The following is a 20647-nucleotide window of genomic DNA, read 5'->3' on the forward strand; positions in this document are numbered from 1 at the left end:
CGCTCGCCCTTCGCCGATCGCCGGAATCGCAGATATGATATCGGCGATAACGTCGGTACCACCTCCGAGGACGCATGCCACCCCGCACAGACCACCGCGAGAGAATCATCGCCGCCGCCGCGGAGCTGCTGCGGTCGGAGGGGCGCGACGGCGTCACGACCCGCTCGGTCGCCGCCGCTGCCGGCGTCCAGCCGCCCACGATCTACCGCCTGTTCACCGACATGGCGGGGCTCCTGGAGGCGGTCGCCGCCGACGGCTTCGAGCGCTACCTGCACGAGAAGGAGCAGATCCCGCGCGACGGCGACCCCGTCGAGAACCTCCGGCGGGGCTGGGACCGGCACAACGCCTTCGGGCTCGAGAACCCGGCCCACTACCTGCTGATGTACAGCTCTGAGCGGTCCAGCAGCCGTAGCGCGAGCGCCCGGCGCGCCCGGTCGATCCTGCGCGCCCTGATCGACGACATCGCCGAGGCGGGCCTGCTGGTCGTCGACCCCGAGCTGGCGGTCGGGATGATCCTCGCCGCCAACAGGGGGGTCACCCTCACGCTCATCGGCACGGACCCCGCCGACCGCGACCCGCACCTCTCACCGAGCACCCGCGAGGCGATGATCGCCGCCATCACCCATGGCGCCGCACCCGCCTCGGCCGCCGACCGGGAACCCGCCCGGAGGGCCGTCGCCCTGCGCTCGGTCCTCGACGAGTCCACCGCCGACCTGAGCCCTGGCGAACGTGCCCTCCTCGGCGAGCTCCTGGCCCGCATCGCGGACGCCGCCGGCTCCCCCGGCGAGGGCGTCAGCGCTGCCGGGCCGGCCGGACCACGATCTCGTTGACGTCCACGTCGTCGGGCTGGTCCAGGGCGAACGCGACAGCACGGGCGACCGCGTCGGCGTCGATCGCGCCGGCCCGGTAGGTACGCATCAGCTCCGCAGCGCCCGGGTCCGTGATCGAGTCGGCGAGCTCCGACGTCACCACGCCCGGCGACACGGTCGTGACCCGGACCGACGGCGGGCTCTCCAGCCGGAGGCCCTCGGTGATCGCCCAGGCCGCGTACTTGGTGCCCGAGTACACGGCGGACGTCGGCACCACCTCGTGGGCCCCGATGCTCGCCGTGGTCACGAAGTGGCCGCCGCCCTGCCGCTCGAAGACGGGCAGCACCGCGGCGATGCCGTGGAGCAGGCCGCGCACGTTGACGTCGATCATGCGGTCCCACTCCTCGACGAGCAGCGCGTCCAGCCGGGACAGGGGCATGACCCCCGCGTTGGCCACGAAGACGTCCACCCGGCCGAAGGTGTCGACGGCGGAGCGCACGAGCGCACGGACGTCGCCGGCGTCGGTCACGTCGGTCACGACCGTCCGGACCGCGCCGCCGGAGCGGTCTGCCACGGGGCCGAGCCGGTCGGCCAGGGCGCCGAGCCGGTCGGCACGCCGGGCCGCGGCCACCACCCGGTGGCCCGCGGCGACGAGCCGGGCCGCCGTCGCCTCCCCGATCCCGCTGCTCGCACCGGTGATGACCACCACCTTGCCGCCCGCCTGCACGGTCTCCTGGCCGGTCTGCACGGCCTCCTGCTCGGTCATGAGGGCTCCTCCCGTCCGGGGCCGGGCCGGTCCCGGCGCCTCCGCCCTCTACGGTCGGGGACCGCGGAGCCCCGAGACAGGCCGGGTGGAACCGAGGTGTGACGCACCCAGGCTGGCTACCCGAGGCCGTCCTACGCTGGCGGCATGGCGTCGAACGAGCTCGGAGAGTTCCTCAGCGGCCGGCGCGCCCTCGTGACCCCGGCGGACGTGGGCCTGCCCGACGTGGGCCGGCGGCGTGTGCCGGGCCTCCGGCGGGAGGAGGTCGCGCTCCTCGCGGGCATGAGCGTGGACTACTACTCCCGTCTGGAGCAGGGCCGGGAGCGCGGCCCCTCCCACGCCGTCCTGGAGTCGCTGGCGGTCGCTCTCCGGCTCGGCGACGACGCACTTGAGCACCTGTTCCGCCTGGCAGGGCTGATGCCTCCCGCCCAGGGGCGCGCGGTGCCGGAGCATGTGGACCCCGCCCTGCGCCGGCTGCTCGACGCCTGGCCGCGCAACCCCGCCCTCGTCTACAACCGCGCCTACGACGTTCTCGCCACGAACGAGCTGGGCGCGGCGCTCTTCGGCGGCAGCGTGCACAACCTGATGCACCGGGTGTTCACCGACCCGGGGGCACGGTCGTTCTACCGCGACTGGGACGAGGTGGCGCGGGGCTCGGTCGCGGGCTTCCGCCTCAGCCATGGCCGGTGGCCCGACGACCCGCGGGTCCGGGCCGTCCTCGCGGAGCTGCTCCGGGACAGCCCGGAGTTCCGCGACCTGTGGCGGCGCCACGACGCCCAGGGCAAGTCCCTGGCGAGCAAGCGGTTCGTCCACCCCGAGGTGGGACCGCTCACCCTGACGATGCAGACGTTCGACGTGCGTGCGGCGCCCGGCCAGGAGCTGGTCGTGTACGACGCCGAGGCGGGCTCGGACAGCGCCGACGCCCTGACCCTGCTCGGCACGCTGGCCGCCACCCGGCGGCACGCCCAGGCGGACTGACCCGCGGGGGTTGTCCACCCTGCCGGTCGTGGGCCGGCACCATCGTCCGGTCGGTCCGGAAGCGGTGGACTTGTCGCATGACGACGACCCCACCGGACCTCGTGCGCCGCGGCAGCAGCGCGGTCTTCCTCGGCCTCACCTTCGCGATCTCCTGGGGCGCCTGGGGCATCGCCTACCTCGTCGGCGGCAGCCTGACGGACCCGGCGGTGTTCGCCTGGTTCGTCCTCGGCGGCTGCGGCCCGAGCCTGGCGGCGGTGATCCTCCGCCTGGCCGGCCGCCGCAGCCCTCGGCTCGCCCGGCCCGGACGGGTGGCGGTCTGGGGTCCGGCGTCGCTCGTGCTCGGAGCGCTGCCGCTGGTGGCGGCGGCCTACCTCACGCCGCTGCTCGGCGCCCCGGCCGCGGGGTCGGCGGAGGTGGCTGCGGCCCTCGCCGCAGCGGGAGGGCCGCTCCTCTTCACGCTCATGACCATCGTCACGGGCCCCCTCTCCGAGGAGCTGGGCTGGCGCGGCTACCTCCAGCCCCGGCTGCGCGGCCGGCTCAGCCCTCTCGCCACCTCCGTGGCGATCGGCGCCGTCTGGGGTCCGTGGCACCTGCCGCTCTTCTTCCTCGACGGGACGTGGCAGGCGTCGGTGGGGATCGCGAGCCTGGAGGGGGTCGTCCTCGTCCTCGGCACGGTCCCGCTCTCGGCCGCGGCGTGGTTCGTGTCGGAGCGGCTCCGCGGCGGCGTCCCGGCGGCCGTGCTGCTCCACGCCGCCGTGAACGGCGCCCTGGCGCTCTACCCGCCCGTGAGCGCCGAGGCGGGGGTGGTCTACGTGGCGGTCCTCGTCGCGATCGCGGTGACGGTGCTGACCGCCGGCCGCCCGCGCGGGGACGCGCGGCAAAGACCCTGACCCCGCCCGCGCGAAAGGCGCCGGACCCGTCAAGGTCCGGCGCCTTTCTCCGTGCGCCTGATTGGATTCGAACCAACGACACCCGCTTTAGGAGAGCGGTGCTCTATCCCCTGAGCTACAGGCGCCCAGCGCCCACAGCCTAGCGCCCGCGCCGCTCGGCGCGCCAAGCAGCGGCCCTACTCCTTCACCGCGCCGCCGCTCGCGTTCATGATCCTCCGCTGGAACACGAAGAACAGCACCGCCACGGGAATGGTCATGATGACCGCCGCCCCCAGCTTGAGCGGGTACTGCGTGCCCTGGCTGAGCGCGCCGGACGACAGCTGCGCCACCCCCTTGGTGAGGGTGAACAGCGCCTGCGACTGCGACGCGACGATGAAGTGGGACAGCTCGTTCCACGACCCCTGGAACGCCAGGATGATGATCGTGATGATCGCCGGCCGTGCCATGGGCAGAGACACGGACCAGAACACGCGGAAGGTGCCCGCCCCGTCGATCCGCGCTGCTTCCTCCACCGCCTTGGGGATGGACTCGAAGAAGTTCTTCATGATGAAGATCCCCGTCGCGTCGGCGAGGAGCGGGATGATGAGGCCGGCGTAGGAGTCGTACATCCCCAGCTGGTTGATCACGAGGAACTTCGGGATCAGAAGCACCACGCTCGGCACCGCCATCACGGCCACGAGCGCGGCGAACACCACGCCCCGCCCCGGGAAGGTGAGGCGCGACAGGGCGTACCCGGCGAGCGAGTTGAAGAACACGCGCCCGGCCGTGACCACCAGCGTCACGATGAGCGAGTTCTGGAACCAGAGCGGGAAGTCGGAGTTCACGAAGAGGCGCTCGTACGCCGCCGTCGTGAACGTCTGCGGCACGAGCGAGAGGGGGTCGGCCGCCGCCTCCGACTGGCTCTTGAACGACGTCGCGATCGAGATGAGGAACGGGTAGATGTAGATGACCGCGATGAGGATCAGGATGGCGTAGGTCAGCACCGTGGCCACGGTCACGCCGCTGCCCACGTGCCGGGTGCGGCCCGCCGCCGTCGGGCGCGGGCGGGTGGCCGTCGTCGCGCTCATGGCGTGCTCCCCTCGATCTTCGCGGTGCCCGCCGGCGGCGCGCCTCCGGCGCCGGTCGACGCCGAGCCCGAGCCGCCGGCGTCGGACAGCACGAACCGCTTGCGCTTCGGGACGGTGTCCGGGTCACGCAGGATGATGCGCTGGAGGATGGTCATCACCACGATGATCGCGAAGAGGATGAACGCGATCGCGGCGCCCTGGCCCCACTGCTGGCTGTTGAACGACGTCTCGTACGACAGGTACGCCGGAGTCAGCGTCGTCTTGGAGGGGGCGCCGCGGGTGCCGGTGTAGATCTGGTCGAACACCTGCCACGTGCCGATGAGGCCCAGGGTGATCACCGTGAACGTGGTGGGCTTGAGCATCGGCACGGTGACCTGCCACAGGCGCTGCCAGGCGTTGGTGCCGTCCACCAGCGCTGCCTCCTCGATGTCGCCGGAGATGTTCTGCAGCGCCGCCAGGAAGAGGAGCATGAACGTCCCGGACGTCGTGAAGATCGCCATGATGATGTAGACGGTCATGGTGATGGACGGCCCCGCCAGCCAGTTCCACCAGGAGAGACCGAGGAAGGGCGCCTCCTGCAGCGCTGACGGCGGCGAGTCCACGCCGACGGCGCCCAGGATGATGTGCAGCAGGCCGCGCGGGTCGTTGATCCAGTTGGGCCCGTTCACCCCCAGGTACGACACCGCCTTGTTCACGGCGCCCGATGCCGAGAAGAGGAACAGGAACACCACGGTGATCGCCACGGACGACGTCACGGACGGGAAGTAGAAAGCGGTGCGGAAGAATCCGCGCCCCTTGAGGATCCGCTGGTTCACCAGGACGGCGAGCAGCAACGAGATCAGCGTCTGCGCCGGAACCACCAGGATGACGTAATAGACGTTGTTCCGGACGGCGGTCGCGAAATCGCGCTGCGCGAGACCGCCGCCCGTCAACAGCTCGGAGTAGTTGTCGCCGCCCACAAAGTTCGTGGTCGCCGCGAACGGGCTGCCGCGCCCTGTCCAGTCCGAGACGCTCACCCAGAGCGCCATGAAGATCGGCAGCACCAGGAAGAGACCCAGGATCACGATCATGGGCGTGATGAACAGCCAGCCCGCCCCGGTCTGGCCGCGGGTGGTCGCGTGTGTCCGACGCCGGAGCCCGGCCCGGGCGCGTGGCGCGCCCGGGCCGCGGCTCGTCTCGGGCGGGAGCCCCGTGCTCACGGTGCGACGGCCTCGAGCGTGGACTGGACGGAGGTCAGGATGGCCTGCGGGTCACCCGACTTGAGGCCCTCGATCTGCGCGTTGAAGTCGGAGATCACGTCGGCGATCCCCTCGATCGGCGGGAAGCCCTGCGCCCCGTCGGCGCCGTCGAGGAACGGCGCCTGCTCGGGGAACTCCTCCTTCCACTGGTCGGCCACCGACTGGACGGACGGCATGACGCCGAACTCCTGCGCGAACGTCATCTGCTGCTCACCGGAGGTCAGGTGCTGGACCAGCTCGACGGCGGCGTCCTGGTTCGCGGAGTCCGCGGAGATGCCCCAGCAGTTGGTGAACTGCAGCGTGCCCGGACCGGCCGGCCCTTCGGGCAGGGGCACCACCGTGTAGTTGACGTCCGGGTAGTCGTTCTCCATGGTGCCCACGAGCCAGTTGCCCTCGATGGCCATCGCGGCGCTGCCCAGGCCGAACGCCTCGCCGCCCCACCCGGCGCCCAGGTCGGACGGGAACTTGAGGGCGCCGGACGTGAGCAGGTCCTTGACGTAGGTCAGGGCCTCCAGGTTCTCCGGGGTGTCGACGTCGGCGTGCCCCTCGTCGTCGACCAGGTGGCCCCCGGCCTGGGCCATGAAGGTGCCGACCCGCTGCCACTCGGGGCCGAACGTGAGCCCCGTCTGGGTGCCGGTGGTCAGCGTGGTCGCGACGGTCTTGAGCTCCTCCCAGGTGGTCGGGTAGTCGTCCTCGGTGAGGCCGGCGGCCGCCCACTGGTCGGTGTTGATCGCGAGCGCCAGCGTGGAGAAGTCCTTGGGCGCGCAGTACAGCTGGTCGTCGTAGGTGAACGACTCCGCGAGGGTGGGATAGAAGTCGTCGGCGTTCTCCAGCTGGTCGCCGTAGGCGAAGAGGGAGCCGTTCGCGGCGTATCCCGGGAAGAAGTCGGTGCTGACGTAGAAGACGTCCGGCGGGTTGCCGGACGCGAACCCCTGGCTCAGCTGCTGAGCCAGGTCGGCGGCGACGCTGACGTTCGCTCCCGTGCCCGACTCGTCGGACCAGGCCGTCACGGCGTCCCGGACTGCCGTGGTCTCCGCGTCGCCGCTGGACCCGATGAGGATCTCCAGGTCACCGCCGCCCTCGTCACCGCCACCGCCTCCGCCGCCGTCGAACCCGGAACCGCCGCAGGCCGCCAGCGCCAGGACGGCGACGCCGCCTGTCGCCACCCCGGCCAGCAGGCGGCGGCGGGAGCTTGTCCGTTGCGTCATTGTTCGTCCTCCGATACTCGGAAATGTCCTTCACACGGCTGGCTGAGATCGAACGAGAAATGGCACGCTTCGACCTTTCGGCCCATTACCAGCCAGTCTCAGACGCTAATCCTCAATGCGCATCTCGGGCTCACCCGTCGGGGCGCAACAATGCTCGCGGCGGTAGCGTCTGACGTGTGAGCGACGAATCCGGGCAGAATTCCAGCGAAGGTCTGCAGCCGCTTCTGCACGATCTGCTGGTCACGACGATGGCCCCGACCCAGGTGTGGAGCGGGCCCGACGCACAGATCCGCGCCACCGGGGCGCAGGGCGTCTTCCAGGGGGACGTCCGGGTCCTGTCGGAGGCCGTGCTGACCGTCGATGGGGTGGAGCCGGAGGCTCTCCGGTCCGGCCACCGTGGAGCGGGGGTGAGCGAGGCATTCCTCGCGCTCCGGATGATCGACGGCCCCGGTGCCGACCCCACGGCCTGGGTGCGACGCCGCCGAGAGGTGAACCCCGGCCACGTCCACGCGCCGATCGTCCTGGAGTGCGCCACCGAGGCGCCGGTCTCCGGGACGGTGCGGCTGCGTATGTCGGCCGACCTCGCCGACCTCGAGGCGGTGAAGCAGGGCCGCTCCCCGGGTCCCGTGCGGCCGGCCCTGGTCAAGGACGGCGTCCGGTGGACGAACGGCCAGGCGACCTCGCGCGTCGTCGTCCCGGGGGCGCGCGTCGAGCTGGACGACGACGGCGCGACCGCGGTCTGGGACGTGACGGTCCACCCGCGGGCCCCGCTGACCCTCGGCTGGGACGTGTACGCCGAGCTGACCGATCCCGTGGTGCGGCGTCCCGTCAACCCCACGCCGGAGTGGCGGCGCCCCGTCGTGCACGCCGACGACCCGCGCCTCGACCGGCTGGTCGAGCGGTCGCTCGACGACCTGGAGACGCTCCGGATGACCTGGGTGCAGAGCCCGGAGGACGTGTTCCTCGCGGCGGGCTCGCCCTGGTTCTTCACGCTGTTCGGCCGGGACTCGCTGTGGGCGGCCCGGTTCCTGCTGCCGCTCGGCACGGACCTGGCCCGCGGCACGCTGCGCACGCTCGCCGCCGCGCAGGGCACGCGCTCCGACCCGGTCACCCAGGAGCAGCCCGGCAAGATCCTGCACGAGGTGCGGTCCAAGACGCTCCACCTGGAGGACGGCACCACCCTCCCGCCCGTGTACTACGGCACGGTGGACGCCACGCCCCTGTGGGTCTGCCTCCTGAAGGACGCCTGGCGGTGGGGGCTGCCCGACGACGACGTGGAGGCCCTGCTCCCCGCCATGGAGCGCTGCCTGGCCTGGATGCACGACCATGCGGACGCCGACGGTGACGGGTTCCTCGACTACCAGGACCCCACGGGGCACGGTCTGGCCAACCAGGGATGGAAGGACTCGGGCGACTCGATCCAGTGGCGCGACGGCCGCCTCGCCGAGGGGCCTATCGCCCTGTCCGAGGTCCAGGCGTACGCCTACGAGGCCGCCATGGGTGCCGCCGACCTGCTGGACCACTTCGGCCGGCCCGGCGGCGACGCGTGGCGCGGCTGGGCTCGCGAGCTGGCAGACCGCTTCCGGAACCACTTCTGGACGCGGGACGCGCGCGGCCCCTACCCGGGCATCGCGCGCGACCGGCACGGCGCGGTGGTGGACTCCGTCGCGTCGAACATGGGGCACCTCCTGGGCACCGGCATGCTGCGGCCCGACGAGGAGCGGGTGATCGCCCGGCGGCTCGTCGCCGACGACATGTCGTCCGGCTACGGCCTGCGGACCCTCTCGACCACGAGTGCGGGGTACTGGCCGCTGAAGTACCACGGCGGGTCCGTCTGGGCGCACGACACCGCGATCACGGTCTACGGGATGACGCGGGCCGGGCTGCACGAGGAGGCGACCTCGCTCGTCGAGGGCCTCCTGGAGGCCGCCGACCACTTCGGCTACCAGCTGCCCGAGCTCTACGGAGGCAACCCGATCGGCGACGGCCCCGGGCCGGTCCCCTACCCGGCGTCGTGCCACCCGCAGGCGTGGTCGGCGGCGTCGGCGGTCGTGGTGCTCACCTCGCTGCTGGGCGCCTACCCGGACCGGGAGGCCGGCGGGCTGGTGATGCGGCCACCGCAGGAGGCGATGCCGGTGGGCTCCCTGCGCGTCGACGGCATCCAGGCGCTGGGCAGGTCGTGGTCCGTGGAGCGCCTGCGTGGCGGCACGGTCGCCGCCACGCCGCGGTAGGGCGTCGGCCGGCCGCCGTCGGGCGCGTCAGACCACGAAGGCGGACGGGTCGGCCAGCACCCCGCGGAGCACCTCCCGCGCGCCCCCGGTCAGGGCGGCGTGCGGTCCGGCGGCGGCGGGGCGCACCTCCAGCTCGACGAACGGTGACGCGAGCACCCGCTCGTCGAGCACCGCCAGCACGTCGTCGCGCAGCCAGGGGATCAGGTCGGTGTACAGCCCGCCCAGCACGACGGTGCCCACGTCGACGAGGTTGACGAAGTCGGCCAGCGCCGACCCGAGGGCGCGGCCCGCGGCACGGACCGCGGCCTCGCCGTCTCCGGGCAGGAGGGCGAGGAGGTCCTCGATCGGGGCGTCCACGCCCAGGCCCGCCGCCCGGAGGATCGCCTCCTTGCCCGCGTACTCCTCGAGGCAGCCATAGGCGCCGCACGAGCAGCGCGGCCCGGCGGGGTCCACGACGACGTGCCCGATCTCGCCGCTCCATCCGCGCTCGCCCAGGAACAGCGCGCGGTCGAGGACGACGGCAGCACCGATGCCGACGTCGCCCGACACGTACAGGAACGATCCCGGGACCGGCCCGTCCAGCTCGGCGAGCGCCGCGAGCTTGGCCTCGTTGGCGATCTCGACGGGGAGCGGGAGGCCGAGCAGCGGCACCGGCTCCACCGCGGACCACCCGAGGTTCGGCGCGACGGCGAGCCGTCCCGCGCGCGGGTCCACGAGCCCGGGGAGGGCGAGCCGGGCGCCGGCGACGGACATGCCGTCGTCGGACACCTGGCGGACGAGCTCGCTCGCGAGCGCCCCGAGGCGGCCCAGCACCGTGGCGGGATCGCTGTCGTGGAACGCGCCGGGCTCGACGCGCTCGGCGACGACGGCGCCGGTGAGGTCGAGCACCCGGCCGCCGAGGTAGTCGACGTTGACCTCGAGCCCCAGCCCGACGACCGACCGGGGTGCGGGCACCAGCGGCACGGCCGGGCGGCCGGCTCGTCCGCCGGTCACTGCGGGCAGCTCCGACACCAGGCGGGAGGCCACCAGCTGGTCCACCAGCGTCGACACCGTGGCGCGCGCCAGACCGGTCGCGGCGGCCACGTCGGCGCGCGACAGTGGGGAGGGCGACTCGAAGACCGCGCGTGCCACGAGCTCGAGGTTGCGCTCGCGCAGGGTGTGCTGGCGGGCAGCCGCCGAGGCGGTGGGAGTGGAGGTCACGCCTTGACTCTAGCCGAGACGCGCGTAATAGTTCATCCGTACAACTAATGCGGGCAGCGACGGTCGCACAGCGCGACGGAGGCCCGCCTCGACGAGGAGAACCCCGTGAGCGACATCAAGTACTCGTTCGGCCTCTGGACCGTGGGCTGGGCCGGCCGCGACCCGTTCGGCCTGGCGACCCGCCCCGACCTGGACCCCGCCGAGTCCATCCGGAAGCTTGCCGACCTCGGCGCGTGGGGCTTCACGTTCCACGACAACGACGTCTTCCCGTTCGGCGCCGAGGAGTCGGAGCGCCTCGCTCACATCGAGAAGATCAAGAAGGCCGCCCAGGACACGGGCATGGTCTGCGAGATGGTGACCACCGACACCTTCATGCACCCGATCTTCAAGGCCGGCGCGTTCACGTCGAACAGCCGCGAGGTGCGTCGCTTCGGCCTGCGCAAGGTCCTCAAGAACGTGGACCTGGCCGCCGAGATGGGGGCCACGACCTTCGTCATGTGGGGTGGCCGCGAGGGCACCGAGTACGACAACTCGAAGGACCTCATCACCGCGCACGCCCGCTACGCCGAGGGCATCGACACCGTCGCCGCCTACATCAAGCAGCAGGGCTACGACCTGAAGATCGGCCTGGAGCCCAAGCCGAACGAGCCCCGCGGCGACATCTTCCTGCCGACGATCGGTCACGCGATCGCCCTCATCGACTCGCTCGACAACGGCGACATCGTGGGCCTCAACCCCGAGGTCGGCCACGAGCAGATGGCGGGCCTGAACTACACGCACGGCCTCGCGCTCGCGCTGCACCTGGGCAAGCTGTTCCACATCGACCTCAACGGCCAGCACGGTCCCAAGTACGACCAGGACCTCGTCTTCGGTCACGGCGACCTGCTGTCCGCCTTCTTCACGGTCGACCTGCTGGAGAACGGCGCCCCCAACGGCGGCCCCCGCTACGACGGCCCGCGCCACTTCGACTACAAGACGTCCCGTACCGAGGGCGTCGACGGCGTGTGGGAGTCGGCCAAGGCCAACATGGAGGCCTACGACCTCCTGGCCGCCAAGGCCAAGGCCTACCGCCAGGACCCCGAGGTCCAGGCCGCGTTCGAGAAGGCCGGCATCTTCGAGTCCGCCGAGCCGACCCTCGGCGCCGACGAGACGATCGACGCCTTCCTCGCCTCCGAGGAGACGTACGACATCGAGGCGCTCTCCGACCGCCACGAGGGCCTGGTGCACCTGCACCAGCTCGCGCTGAAGCACCTCATCGGCTGACACCCGGCCGCGGGGGGGGGGGGGGGGGGGGGGGGGGGGGGGGGGGGGGGCGGGCCGCGGGGCCCCCCCCCCCCCGCGCCCCCCGCCACCCCCCAACTGCCGATCACGTCGCCCAGCCCCCGAATCACCCTCCCCCTCTCGCTTTCCCTTCCTGGAGCACCGATGCCCCTCGTCGCCGGCGTGGACACGTCCACGCAGTCCTGCAAGATCGTCGTCCGCGACGCCGAGACCGGTGAGCTGGTCCGCACCGGCTCCGCCAAGCACCCCGACGGGACGGAGGTGGACCCGACGCACTGGTGGACCGCGTTCCAGGAGGCGGCTCGTGCGGCCGGCGGGCTGGACGACGTCGCCGCGATCGCCGTCGGCGGGCAGCAGCACGGGCTCGTCGCCCTCGACGCCGAGGGCCGCGTCGTCCGCGACGCCCTCCTCTGGAACGACACCCGCTCGGCCCAGGCCGCCCGCGACCTGATCTCCGAGCTGGGCGACGGTGACGCCGAGGCCGGCGCCCAGTCCTGGGCCGACGCCGTGGGCTCCGTCCTCGTCGCCTCCCTCACCATCACGAAGCTGCGCTGGCTGCGCGACGCCGAGCCGGAGAACGCGGCCCGCGTCGCCGCCGTCGCGCTCCCCCACGACTGGCTGTCCTGGCGCATCGCGGGCTACGGCCCGGAGGGCGAGTCGCCGCTCGGCCCGCAGCTCGACAAGCTGTTCACCGACCGCTCCGACGCCTCCGGCACGGGCTACTACGACGCGCAGGGCGCGGGCGGTGCGGGCGAGTACCGGCCCGACCTCCTCGCGCTCGCCCTCGGGCGCGACGACGTGACGCTCCCCCGCGTGCTGGCCGCGTCCGAGTCCGGCAGCGTGGCGCACCCGTCGGTGGCCGGTTCAGCCGTGGAGGGTGGCGCCCTCATCGGCCCCGGCGCGGGCGACAACGCCGGCGCGTCCCTCGGCCTCGGCATGGAGCCCGGCGACATCGCGATCTCCATCGGCACGTCGGGCGTGGTCTCCGCCGTCGCACCGTCGCGCACGGCCGACGGCTCCGGCGCCATCAACGGCTTCGCCGACGCGACGGGCAACGCGCTCATGCTCGCCGTGACGCTCAACGCGGCCCGCGTCCTGGACGCTGCCCGCGCCGTGCTCGACGTGGACTTCGACGGCCTTGCCGACCTCGCGCTCTCGGCGCCCGCCGGGTCCGACGGTCTCGTGCTCGTGCCGTACCTCGAGGGCGAGCGCACCCCGAACCGCCCCGACGCGACGGGCACGCTGCACGGCCTGCGCCTGAAGAACCAGACGCAGGCCCACCTCGCGCGCGCCTACATCGAGGGCATGCTCTGCGGGCTGGCGGACGGCCTCGACGCGCTGCGGGCGCAGGGCGTCCCCATCGAGCGGGTCATGCTGATCGGCGGGGCGGCGCAGTCGCCCGCCGTGCAGTCGATCGCGCCGCAGGTCTTCGGCCTCCCGATCGCGATCCCGAAGCCGGGCGAGTACGTGGCCGACGGCGCCGCGCGCCAGGCCGCGTGGGTCCTCGCCGCCGCGTCCCAGCCCGGGGCGGACGCGCCGGCGTGGTCCACGACCATCGCCACCACGCTCGACGCCGACCCGCAGCCGGTGATCCGCGAGCAGTACGCGGCGGTCCGCGACCTCGTGTAGCAGTCCCCCGTGCGGGGGAGGCAGATCCCTTGGCGAGGGGAACACCCCTGCCCTCCCCCGCACGACGCTGGACGCATGAGAACTCCGAGCGCGCCCGGCACCGGGCTCACCCGCACAGCAGGCATCCTCCTGATCGCCATCGCGACGCTCCACGTCGCGGCCACCATGAACCCGTACTGGCCAGGCTGGCTCGCGGGCGAGCTCCGTGACCGCACCGCGAGCGCCGACTCCGTGGCCTCGTTCTGGGCCCAGCCCGGGGGCTTCGCCGTGGTGGTGCTGATCCTGGGCCTGCTCGTCGTCCGCGCGGCGAACCGGCAGGACCCGTTGCCGGGCTACGTCGGCTGGCTGCTGCTCGGCTGGGTGGTGCTGTGCATGGTCCTCATCGGACCGGCGAGCGGCTTCGCCCTGGGTGCGGTGCCGGCGGTGCTGCTGGTCGCGGCGAACCTGAGGGCACGGCTGGCGGCCCGCACGAGCGCCTTGGTGCCGAGGTAGTACGCCCGTCCGACGAGGTGACTATCTGGCGGGGAGATAGGTCAGGTGGCGGTAGCGCAGCCCGGACGACGACGTCGCCCACTCGCCTTCGCGCACCACGCGCCACAGCGCAGGGTCCAGAGCGGGCGCGAACGCGTCCCCCTCGACCTCGAGGTCGATCTCGGTCACCTCGAGCCGGTCCGCGAGCGCCAGCGCGTCGGCGTACACGCGCACGCCGCCCATCACCCAGACCTCGTCGCCGCCGGCGGCGGCGGCGGCCAGCCGGAGCGCCTCGTCCAGCGACCTCGCCACGAGCACGCTGGTGCCCGACGCCGGCCCCACGCCCGCCGGACCCCCGCCCGGGGCGCCGGACCCGCCGGAGGTGACCGGTCCGACGTCGGGCACGGTACCTGCGCTCGTGATGACGATGTTGGTGCGGCCCGGGAGGGGGCGACGCGGGAGCGACTCCCACGTGCGCCGGCCCATCACGACGGGGTGCCCGCTCGTGGTGCGCTTGAAGTGGGCGAAGTCCTCGGGGACGTGCCACGGGATCGTGTTGCCCGCGCCGATGACGGGACGGCCGGCGGCGTCGCGCGCCTGGCCCCAGATGAGACCGATCACGTCAGACAGCGATCGGGGCCTTGATGGTGGGGTGGTGCTGGTAGCCCAGCACCTCCAGGTCCTCGTACGTGTAGTCGAAGATCGAGTCGCGCGGCGCGAGGCGCAGCGACGGGTAGGGGTAGGGGTCCCGCTCGAGCTGGGTCCGCACCTGGTCCACGTGGTTCTCGTAGATGTGCACGTCACCGCCGGTCCAGACGAACTCGCCCACCGCGAGGCCGGTCTGCGCCGCCACGATGTGCGTGAGCAGCGCGTACGACGCGATGTTGAACGGGACGCCGAGGAAGAGGTCCGCCGAGCGCTGGTAGAGCTGGCAGCTCAGCCGGCCGTCGGCCACGTAGAACTGGAAGAGGGCGTGGCACGGCGGGAGCGCCATGCGGTCCACCTCGGCCGGGTTCCACGCCGTGACGATGTGCCGGCGGGAGTCGGGGTTGGTGCGGAGCTGGTCGATCACCTTCGCGATCTGGTCGATCTGCTGCCCGTCCGGCGCGGGCCACGACCGCCACTGCACGCCGTAGACGGGGCCCAGCTCGCCGTCGGCGTCGGCCCACTCGTCCCAGATGGTCACGCCCTGCTCCTGCAGCCAGCGCACGTTCGAGTCGCCACGGAGGAACCAGAGCAGCTCCAGCGCCACGGACCGGAAGTGGACCCGCTTGGTGGTGATCAGCGGGAACCCCTGCGCAAGGTCGTAGCGGAGCTGGCGGCCGAACACGCTGCGTGTGCCCGTCCCGGTGCGGTCGTCCTTGCGGGTGCCGGACTCGAGGACGTCGCGGAGCAGGTCCTCATAAGGGGTGGGAATCGTCGCGACCATGCCCGCCAGCCTACTTTCCGCGCGGCACGAAGCCCTTCCCAGTTCACGGCGCGCCTGTCATGCTGGCGGACCACGACTGGAGACACCATGCAAGAGACCGGCCAGCGCAACAACCGTCGAGCGATGCTCGTGGTGCTTCTCGTACCGAGCATCTTCGCCCTGGTGGTGGTCTTCGGGATCATCTCGGCGGCGCGCGGGCCTGGTACGGCCACCGCCACCCTCGTGGTCGCGCTGCTGGCCGCGGCGGTCGTCGCCGCCGTGGTCGTCGTCGTGAAGCAGGCCCGCGTGGGCCGGCTGGTCCGGCGCGTGACCGCAGCCCGGCCCGACGCCGCGGTGGTGGTCGCCGTCGCGAGCGAGATGCGCGACGCCGTACGCCGCGTCGGCAAGCCCGCCCGCCACCTGCCCGCCGGGTCGGAGCACATCGTCGTGAGCATCGACCCGCACCAGGTCGAGCTCTGGATCAGCCGGAGCCCGGAGCCCGTGCTGACGGTGCGGCGCGTGCCCGGCGGGGTGTCCGTCGTCGACCGCGTGGCGTCGGGCGCTCCGCAGCCCACCCTCGTGATCGCCGACGGCACCAGCGAGCTCGCCGTGCTGCCGATCGTGCCGCCGGTGTGGCGGGTGTCGAGGTCGCACGCCCACGCCTCGATGGAGCGGGCACTCCGTGCACTGGGCGAGGACCCGGCGGTGCACCAGGCGGTCTAAGCCTCCGGGTGCTGCCTCTGCAGCTCCCGGAGACGCCGGCCCCTGCGGCGGTAGAGCGCGGCCAGCACTACGACCGCGATCGCCAGGACCGCGCCCAGCACGGCGCCCCAGGCGGTGCCGCCGCGGAAGGCGGGCGCGTCGACGTCGAGGATCCGCTCGCCCGCGTGCGCAGCCTCGTTGGTGCCGAGGACCACCCCGAGGGTCAGCAGGTTGGGGATCGCCAGGACCAGGGCCACGACCAGCCAGGCCGCCCGTGTCCGCGGGCCGCGGCCCGGGAGGACCGCCTGCGCGGCGGCCGCCACGGGCAGGCCCGTGAAGACCGCCCCGATCATCAGGCCCCACCACGCCCCCGCCGAGAACGAGCCGTCCACAGCGTTGCCGATGACCTGAGCCCACCAGCGCGGCAGGAAGGCCGCGAGCAGCAGGCTGACGAGCCAGGCCACGACCACCAGGACGAGCACCCACAACGCCCGGCGGCCCACGTGGGCCCAGTCGATCCTCTTCGTGCCCGCCTGGGCGACCACGGGTGCCACCGGGTCGGCGGGGACCGGGCGGGACGGATCCTCGAAGTGCGCCATACAGCCGATCATCAGACGGCGGTGCAGGTCTCGCGACCGCTCGCGGGAACCGGCGGGAGGCGGGCCGGGAACGGCGGAGGCCGGGCCGGCGTTGTCTCACGTGCCGACATCTGTCGGTGGTCAGTGGAAGGATCTACGTCATGACGGACCAGACCACGAGCACGCTCCCCGCGTCGACCGAGGCCGAGCCGGCGGTCACGCCCTCGCCCACGGACCCGCTGTGGGTGGAGCGCACCGGCACGCGCACGTACCGCGGCTACTCCGCGCGCGGTGCGCAGGTGGAGATCGGCCCGGCCGCTGCCGGTGCCGTGTTCACGCCGGGCGAGCTGCTGAAGGTCGCGCTCGCGGCGTGCGCCGGGATGAGCAGCGACGCGGCGTTCGCCCGCCGTCTGGGTGACGACTACGCGGTGACGATCCGTGTGGAGGACCCCAAGGACCTGGCAGAAGACCGCTACCCGGTCCTCACGGAGAAGTTCGAGATCGACCTCTCGGTCCTGGACGACGCCGACCGGGAGCGCCTGCTGACCATCGCCCAGCGAGCGATCGACAAGGCGTGCACAGTAGGCCGCACGCTGAAGGCGAGCGCCGAGGTACCGCCGGCCCAGTTCGGCCCGCCGGCCCAGGCGCCCGTCGAGGCCTGAGCACCTGACGCCTGAGCAGCACCCGACAACAGGAGGGGAAAGCCCATGACGCACGACGACGCGCGCAGCAAGGACCTGGTGAACAGCGACCCGGTGGCCGCGAAGGAGATCCGAGCCCGGGTCGGTCCGGCAGGCCTGCTGGACAACGTGGTGGACCGGGCGGTCAGGATCCCGTCGGGCGCCGTCCGCAAGCACGTGGACCAGCTGCGCGAGCGGAACCCGAACGCCACCCCGGCCGAGCTCGTGCGCATCCTGGAGAAGGAGTACCTCCGGGTGATCCAGGCGTCGGGCGGCGCGATCGGGGCGGCGGCCGCCGTGCCGGCAGTCGGCACGGCGGCCGGGTTCGCGCTGTCGTCGAGCGACATCGCGACGTTCTTCGCGTCGTCGGCCGCGTTCTCGCTGGCCGTGGCCGACGTCCATGGGATCGAGGTGGACGACGTCGCGCGGCGCCGCGCCCTGCTGCTCGCCACGGTGCTGGGCGACAAGGGCGCCAAGGACGTGGAGGACGCCGTGGGCGGCTCCGGTGTGGCCTGGGGCAAGGTGCTGCTGACGAGCATGCCGCAGACCACCCTGCGCCGGGTGAACAAGACGCTCACCAACCAGTTCATCCGTCGCCAGCTGGCGAAGCAGGGCGGGCTGCTCGTGGGCCGGGTCATCCCGTTCGGGATCGGTGCCGTGGTGGGCATCGTCGGCGCGCGGGCGCTCGGGCACACGGTGATCAACCAGGCCCGGGACGCGTTCGGGCCTCCGCCGGAGCGGTTCCCCCGGATCATCGAGCAGCGCTGACAGCAACGCGCGTAGAGTCTCCGAGGTGACCATCACCCCTGACGCCGCGGCGCTGGCCGCGGCACTTCCTGAGCTCCAGCAGGCCTATGCCGAGCTGCAGGCCAAGGGCCTCAAGCTCGACCTGACCCGAGGCAAGCCGTCGGCGGAGCAGCTCGACCTGTCGAACGCGCTCCTCACGCTCCCCGGCGAGGGCGTCACCCGCGACGACGCGGGCACGGACGTGCGGAACTACGGCGGGCTGGACGGCCTCCCGGGGCTGCGCCGGATCTTCGCCGAGCTGCTCGGCGTCCCGGTCGAGCAGCTGCTCGCCGGCGGGAACGCGTCGCTGACGATGATGCACGACACGGTGGCGTACGCGATGCTATTCGGCTTCCCGCAGTCCCCCCGGCCGTGGTCCCGCGAGGAGACCGTGAAGTGGATCTGCCCGGTGCCGGGCTACGACCGGCACTTCACGATCTGCGAGGCGTTCGGCATCGAGATGATCCCCGTCCCGATGACGGCGGACGGGCCCGACGCCGAGGCCGTCGCCACCCTCGTCGCGGACGACCCGGCGATCAAGGGCATGTGGGTGGTCCCCACCTACGCCAACCCGGACGGCGCGGTCGTCACGGACGAGGTGGCCCGCGCGCTGGTGTCCATGCCGACCGCCGCGCCCGACTTCCGCATCGTGTGGGACAACGCCTATGCCCTGCACCACCTCACCGACGACGAGGTGACCACCGCCGACGCCATCGGGCTCGCCGCGGCGGCCGGGAACCCCGACCGGGTCGTCATGGTGGCGTCCACGTCCAAGGTGACGTTCGCAGGCGCCGGCGTGGCGTTCTGGGCGTCGTCGCCCGGCAACGTCGCGTGGTTCAAGGAGCACCTGGCGATCGCCTCGATCGGCCCGGACAAGGTGAACCACCTGCGGCACGAGCTGTTCTTCCGGGATGCCGAGGGGGTGCGCGCGCACATGCGCAAGCACCGCGAGATCCTCGCGCCCAAGTTCGCCGCCGTGGTCGAGGTGCTGACCGACCGGCTGGGGAAGTTCGGCGTCGGTTCGTGGACGTCGCCCAAGGGCGGCTACTTCGTGTCGCTCGACGTGGTCCCCGGGACCGCCGCCCGCGTGGTGCAGCTCGCCAAGGAGGCCGGCATCGCGCTGACCCCGGCGGGCGCCACCTTCCCGTACGGGCGCGACCCCGAGGACGCGAACATCCGCCTCGCACCGTCGATGCCGCCTCTGGCGGAGGTCCGCGAGGCCATGGACGGCGTCGCCACGTGCGTGCTCCTGGCCGCCGCGGAGGCCCAGGCCTGAGGTCGAGGCCCGCCGCTCAGCGCAGGAGCTCCCTGCGCTGAGCGGCGTACTCGTCTGCCCGCCAGCTCGTCATCCCGCCGACGACGATCGCGGCCGGCCGCCCGTCGTCGCCCCACACGTACTCGACCGGCTCCCCCACGGCCCGGAACCCGGCGTGCGGCTCCGGCCGGAGCACGTCGCCGTCCGGCGTGAGCGCCTCGGCCCCCGCCAGCGGGTCCTCCGCCCGGGGGTCGAGGAGCCAGAGCCGGTCACCCAGCAGCACCACGTCGGCCAGCCCCCAGAGCCCGGCGAACCGGCCGGTGAACCGCTCGCGCCCGTCCGCGACCGAGGCGCGGTCACCGCCCAGGGCGGCCGCACCGCCGTCGGGCAGCCTGCCCTCCAGGGCCGTGACCACCAGCGCGAAGAGACCGCCCGCGAGGCCGTCAGCGGGACCGTCCACCGCGTTGGTGAGCACGGACACGGCGACCCGTCCCGAGGGGTCCCACCAGGTGCGCGTGCGCTGGCCGGGGAAGCCGCCGCTGTGGCCCACCACGCGCCGGCCCTCGAGCTCGCGGGCCTCGAAGCCGAGGCCGTACTCGCGGACGCGCCCGCGCGGCATCGTGATGGTGCTCTCGGTGCGCTGGGCCAGCCGCTGCGACTCCGGTGACAGCAGGCTGGTGTCGCCGTGGAAGTGCGCGCCCGCCCAGGCCACGAGGTCACGCGCGGTCGACACGAGTCCCGTCGCGGAGGCGAGCGCCCCGGTGGGGACGTGGGCGACCGGGAGGCGACGGTCGTCGTCGGCCGAGCGCGCGCTGTGGCCGGTCACGAGCCGGCCGGTCAGGCCCGGACCGATCTCGGGGTGGGTGTCGCTGAGCCCGGCCGGCGCGATGACGTCGGTGCGGAGGTGATCGGCGTACGGGACACCCGTGACCGCCTCGACGACGAGGCCGACGAGCCCGTAGGCCAGGTTGGAGTACTTGAAGTACTCGCCGCGGCCGAAGACCTCGCCCTCCGAAGCGACGGTGGTCACCAGGGCCGCGCGGTCGGGGAACGGCGCGCCGAGATGCCAGAAGTCGGCGTCGGTGCCGTCGCGCCGCACACCTCCGGTGTGGCCCAGGGCCTCCCGGACCGTGACGGCGCCGACCGGTACGCCGTCGAGCTCGGGGAGGTGGGCGCCCAGCGAGTCGTCGAGGCGGAGCAGACCGCGCTCGGCCAGGCGCAGCACGGCCGTAGCGAGGAACGTCTTGGAGTGGGAGGCCACGCGGAAGAGGTGGTCGGTGCGCAGGGGCTCGCCCGTGGCGACGTCGGCCACGCCGAGCGCCACGTCGAGCACGACGTCGTCCCCGACCCGGACCGCGGCCTGGACGCCCGGTACACGGGCGAAGGCTGCCTGGGTGCGGAGCCAGTCGGCGAGGTACGGGGCAGCGGCGCGGACGAGATCGGCGTCGGTGCGCTGGTCGGGCGGGGTCACGG

20 protein-coding genes and 1 tRNA gene are annotated in these 20647 nt (G+C 73.0%); 11 read left to right on the forward strand and 10 right to left on the reverse strand.

Annotated features, from left to right (window positions below; genetic code table 11):
- The first annotated feature begins 74 nt into the window (after positions 1-74).
- Positions 75-830, forward strand: coding sequence for a TetR/AcrR family transcriptional regulator (locus AC060K_RS10950; RefSeq protein ID WP_483765459.1), 756 nt, complete (start codon positions 75-77; stop codon positions 828-830).
- Here AC060K_RS10950 and AC060K_RS10955 read toward each other — a convergent pair.
- Complete coding sequence (locus AC060K_RS10955) at positions 793-1575, reverse strand: SDR family oxidoreductase (RefSeq protein WP_483765460.1); 783 nt, start codon at positions 1573-1575, stop codon at positions 793-795. The two genes, AC060K_RS10950 and AC060K_RS10955, sit on opposite strands and share 38 nt — an antisense overlap.
- A 144-nt stretch (positions 1576-1719) precedes the next feature.
- Between AC060K_RS10955 and AC060K_RS10960 the strand changes: the two genes are divergently transcribed.
- Together AC060K_RS10960 and AC060K_RS10965 are read left to right on the forward strand one after the other, a co-directional pair.
- A complete protein-coding gene (locus AC060K_RS10960) occupies positions 1720-2550 on the forward strand; it encodes a helix-turn-helix domain-containing protein (protein WP_483765461.1) in 831 nt (276 codons plus the stop codon).
- Positions 2551-2627: 77 nt separating this feature from the next.
- Positions 2628-3440 (forward strand): CPBP family intramembrane glutamic endopeptidase, encoded by an 813-nt coding sequence (locus AC060K_RS10965; RefSeq protein ID WP_483765462.1) that lies wholly within the window; start codon positions 2628-2630, stop codon positions 3438-3440.
- Between the two features lie 52 nt (positions 3441-3492).
- Here AC060K_RS10965 and AC060K_RS10970 read toward each other — a convergent pair.
- The 4 genes from AC060K_RS10970 to AC060K_RS10985 form a co-directional block, all read right to left on the reverse strand.
- Positions 3493-3565: transfer RNA gene (locus AC060K_RS10970), tRNA-Arg, on the reverse strand.
- A gap of 51 nt (positions 3566-3616) precedes the next feature.
- Positions 3617-4507, reverse strand: a complete 891-nt coding sequence (locus AC060K_RS10975) for a carbohydrate ABC transporter permease (RefSeq protein WP_483765463.1) — start codon at positions 4505-4507, stop codon at positions 3617-3619.
- The gene (locus tag AC060K_RS10980; protein WP_483765464.1) at positions 4504-5706 is read right to left on the reverse strand and encodes a carbohydrate ABC transporter permease; all 1203 of its coding nucleotides are present in this window, start codon (positions 5704-5706) and stop codon (positions 4504-4506) included. Before AC060K_RS10980 ends, AC060K_RS10975 begins: the two co-directional genes overlap by 4 nt.
- A complete protein-coding gene (locus AC060K_RS10985) occupies positions 5703-6953 on the reverse strand; it encodes a sugar ABC transporter substrate-binding protein (RefSeq protein ID WP_483765465.1) in 1251 nt (416 codons plus the stop codon). Before AC060K_RS10985 ends, AC060K_RS10980 begins: the two co-directional genes overlap by 4 nt.
- Positions 6954-7129: 176 nt before the next feature.
- On the opposite strand from AC060K_RS10985, the gene AC060K_RS10990 reads away from it, so the two are divergent.
- Positions 7130-9184, forward strand: coding sequence for an amylo-alpha-1,6-glucosidase (locus tag AC060K_RS10990; RefSeq protein WP_483765466.1), 2055 nt, complete (start codon positions 7130-7132; stop codon positions 9182-9184).
- A gap of 27 nt (positions 9185-9211) precedes the next feature.
- On the opposite strand, the gene AC060K_RS10995 is transcribed toward AC060K_RS10990, so the two are convergent.
- Complete coding sequence (locus AC060K_RS10995) at positions 9212-10384, reverse strand: ROK family transcriptional regulator (RefSeq protein WP_483765467.1); 1173 nt, start codon at positions 10382-10384, stop codon at positions 9212-9214.
- 105 nt (positions 10385-10489) lie between these two features.
- On the opposite strand from AC060K_RS10995, the gene xylA reads away from it, so the two are divergent.
- The 3 genes from xylA to AC060K_RS11010 all read left to right on the forward strand — a co-directional run bounded on the left by xylA (position 10490) and on the right by AC060K_RS11010 (position 13786).
- Positions 10490-11647, forward strand: coding sequence for a xylose isomerase (xylA, locus tag AC060K_RS11000; RefSeq protein ID WP_483765468.1), 1158 nt, complete (start codon positions 10490-10492; stop codon positions 11645-11647).
- Between the two features lie 162 nt (positions 11648-11809).
- A complete protein-coding gene (locus AC060K_RS11005) occupies positions 11810-13294 on the forward strand; it encodes a xylulokinase (protein ID WP_483765469.1) in 1485 nt (494 codons plus the stop codon).
- A 75-nt stretch (positions 13295-13369) separates the two neighbouring features.
- Positions 13370-13786 (forward strand): DUF6463 family protein, encoded by a 417-nt coding sequence (locus AC060K_RS11010; protein ID WP_483765470.1) that lies wholly within the window; start codon positions 13370-13372, stop codon positions 13784-13786.
- Between the two features lie 21 nt (positions 13787-13807).
- Here AC060K_RS11010 and AC060K_RS11015 read toward each other — a convergent pair whose 3' ends face one another.
- Together AC060K_RS11015 and AC060K_RS11020 are read right to left on the reverse strand one after the other, a co-directional pair.
- A complete protein-coding gene (locus AC060K_RS11015) occupies positions 13808-14386 on the reverse strand; it encodes a dihydrofolate reductase (RefSeq protein WP_483765471.1) in 579 nt (192 codons plus the stop codon).
- Position 14387: 1 nt separating this feature from the next.
- The gene (locus AC060K_RS11020; protein WP_483765472.1) at positions 14388-15194 is read right to left on the reverse strand and encodes a thymidylate synthase; all 807 of its coding nucleotides are present in this window, start codon (positions 15192-15194) and stop codon (positions 14388-14390) included.
- An 87-nt stretch (positions 15195-15281) separates the two neighbouring features.
- Here AC060K_RS11020 and AC060K_RS11025 point away from each other — a divergent pair, with 87 nt between their 5' ends.
- On the forward strand, positions 15282-15896 hold the full coding sequence (locus AC060K_RS11025; RefSeq protein ID WP_483765473.1) for a hypothetical protein: 615 nt from the start codon (positions 15282-15284) through the stop codon (positions 15894-15896).
- Here the strand turns inward: AC060K_RS11025 and AC060K_RS11030 are convergent.
- A complete protein-coding gene (locus AC060K_RS11030) occupies positions 15893-16474 on the reverse strand; it encodes a hypothetical protein (RefSeq protein ID WP_483765474.1) in 582 nt (193 codons plus the stop codon). The two genes, AC060K_RS11025 and AC060K_RS11030, sit on opposite strands and share 4 nt — an antisense overlap.
- Before the next feature lie 140 nt (positions 16475-16614).
- On the opposite strand from AC060K_RS11030, the gene AC060K_RS11035 reads away from it, so the two are divergent.
- From AC060K_RS11035 to AC060K_RS11045, 3 genes are read left to right on the forward strand one after another with little or no spacing between them, the layout of a single operon-like run.
- A complete protein-coding gene (locus AC060K_RS11035) occupies positions 16615-17115 on the forward strand; it encodes an OsmC family protein (RefSeq protein WP_483765475.1) in 501 nt (166 codons plus the stop codon).
- Between the two features lie 45 nt (positions 17116-17160).
- On the forward strand, positions 17161-17901 hold the full coding sequence (locus AC060K_RS11040; protein ID WP_483765476.1) for a hypothetical protein: 741 nt from the start codon (positions 17161-17163) through the stop codon (positions 17899-17901).
- A 25-nt stretch (positions 17902-17926) separates the two neighbouring features.
- Positions 17927-19195, forward strand: a complete 1269-nt coding sequence (locus tag AC060K_RS11045; protein ID WP_483765477.1) for an aspartate aminotransferase type Ic — start codon at positions 17927-17929, stop codon at positions 19193-19195.
- Between the two features lie 16 nt (positions 19196-19211).
- On the opposite strand, the gene AC060K_RS11050 is transcribed toward AC060K_RS11045, so the two are convergent.
- Positions 19212-20645, reverse strand: coding sequence for a serine hydrolase domain-containing protein (locus AC060K_RS11050; protein WP_483765478.1), 1434 nt, complete (start codon positions 20643-20645; stop codon positions 19212-19214).
- Between the last annotated feature and the right edge of the window lie 2 nt (positions 20646-20647).

Source organism: Antribacter sp. NEAU-D49, from assembly GCF_057158775.1.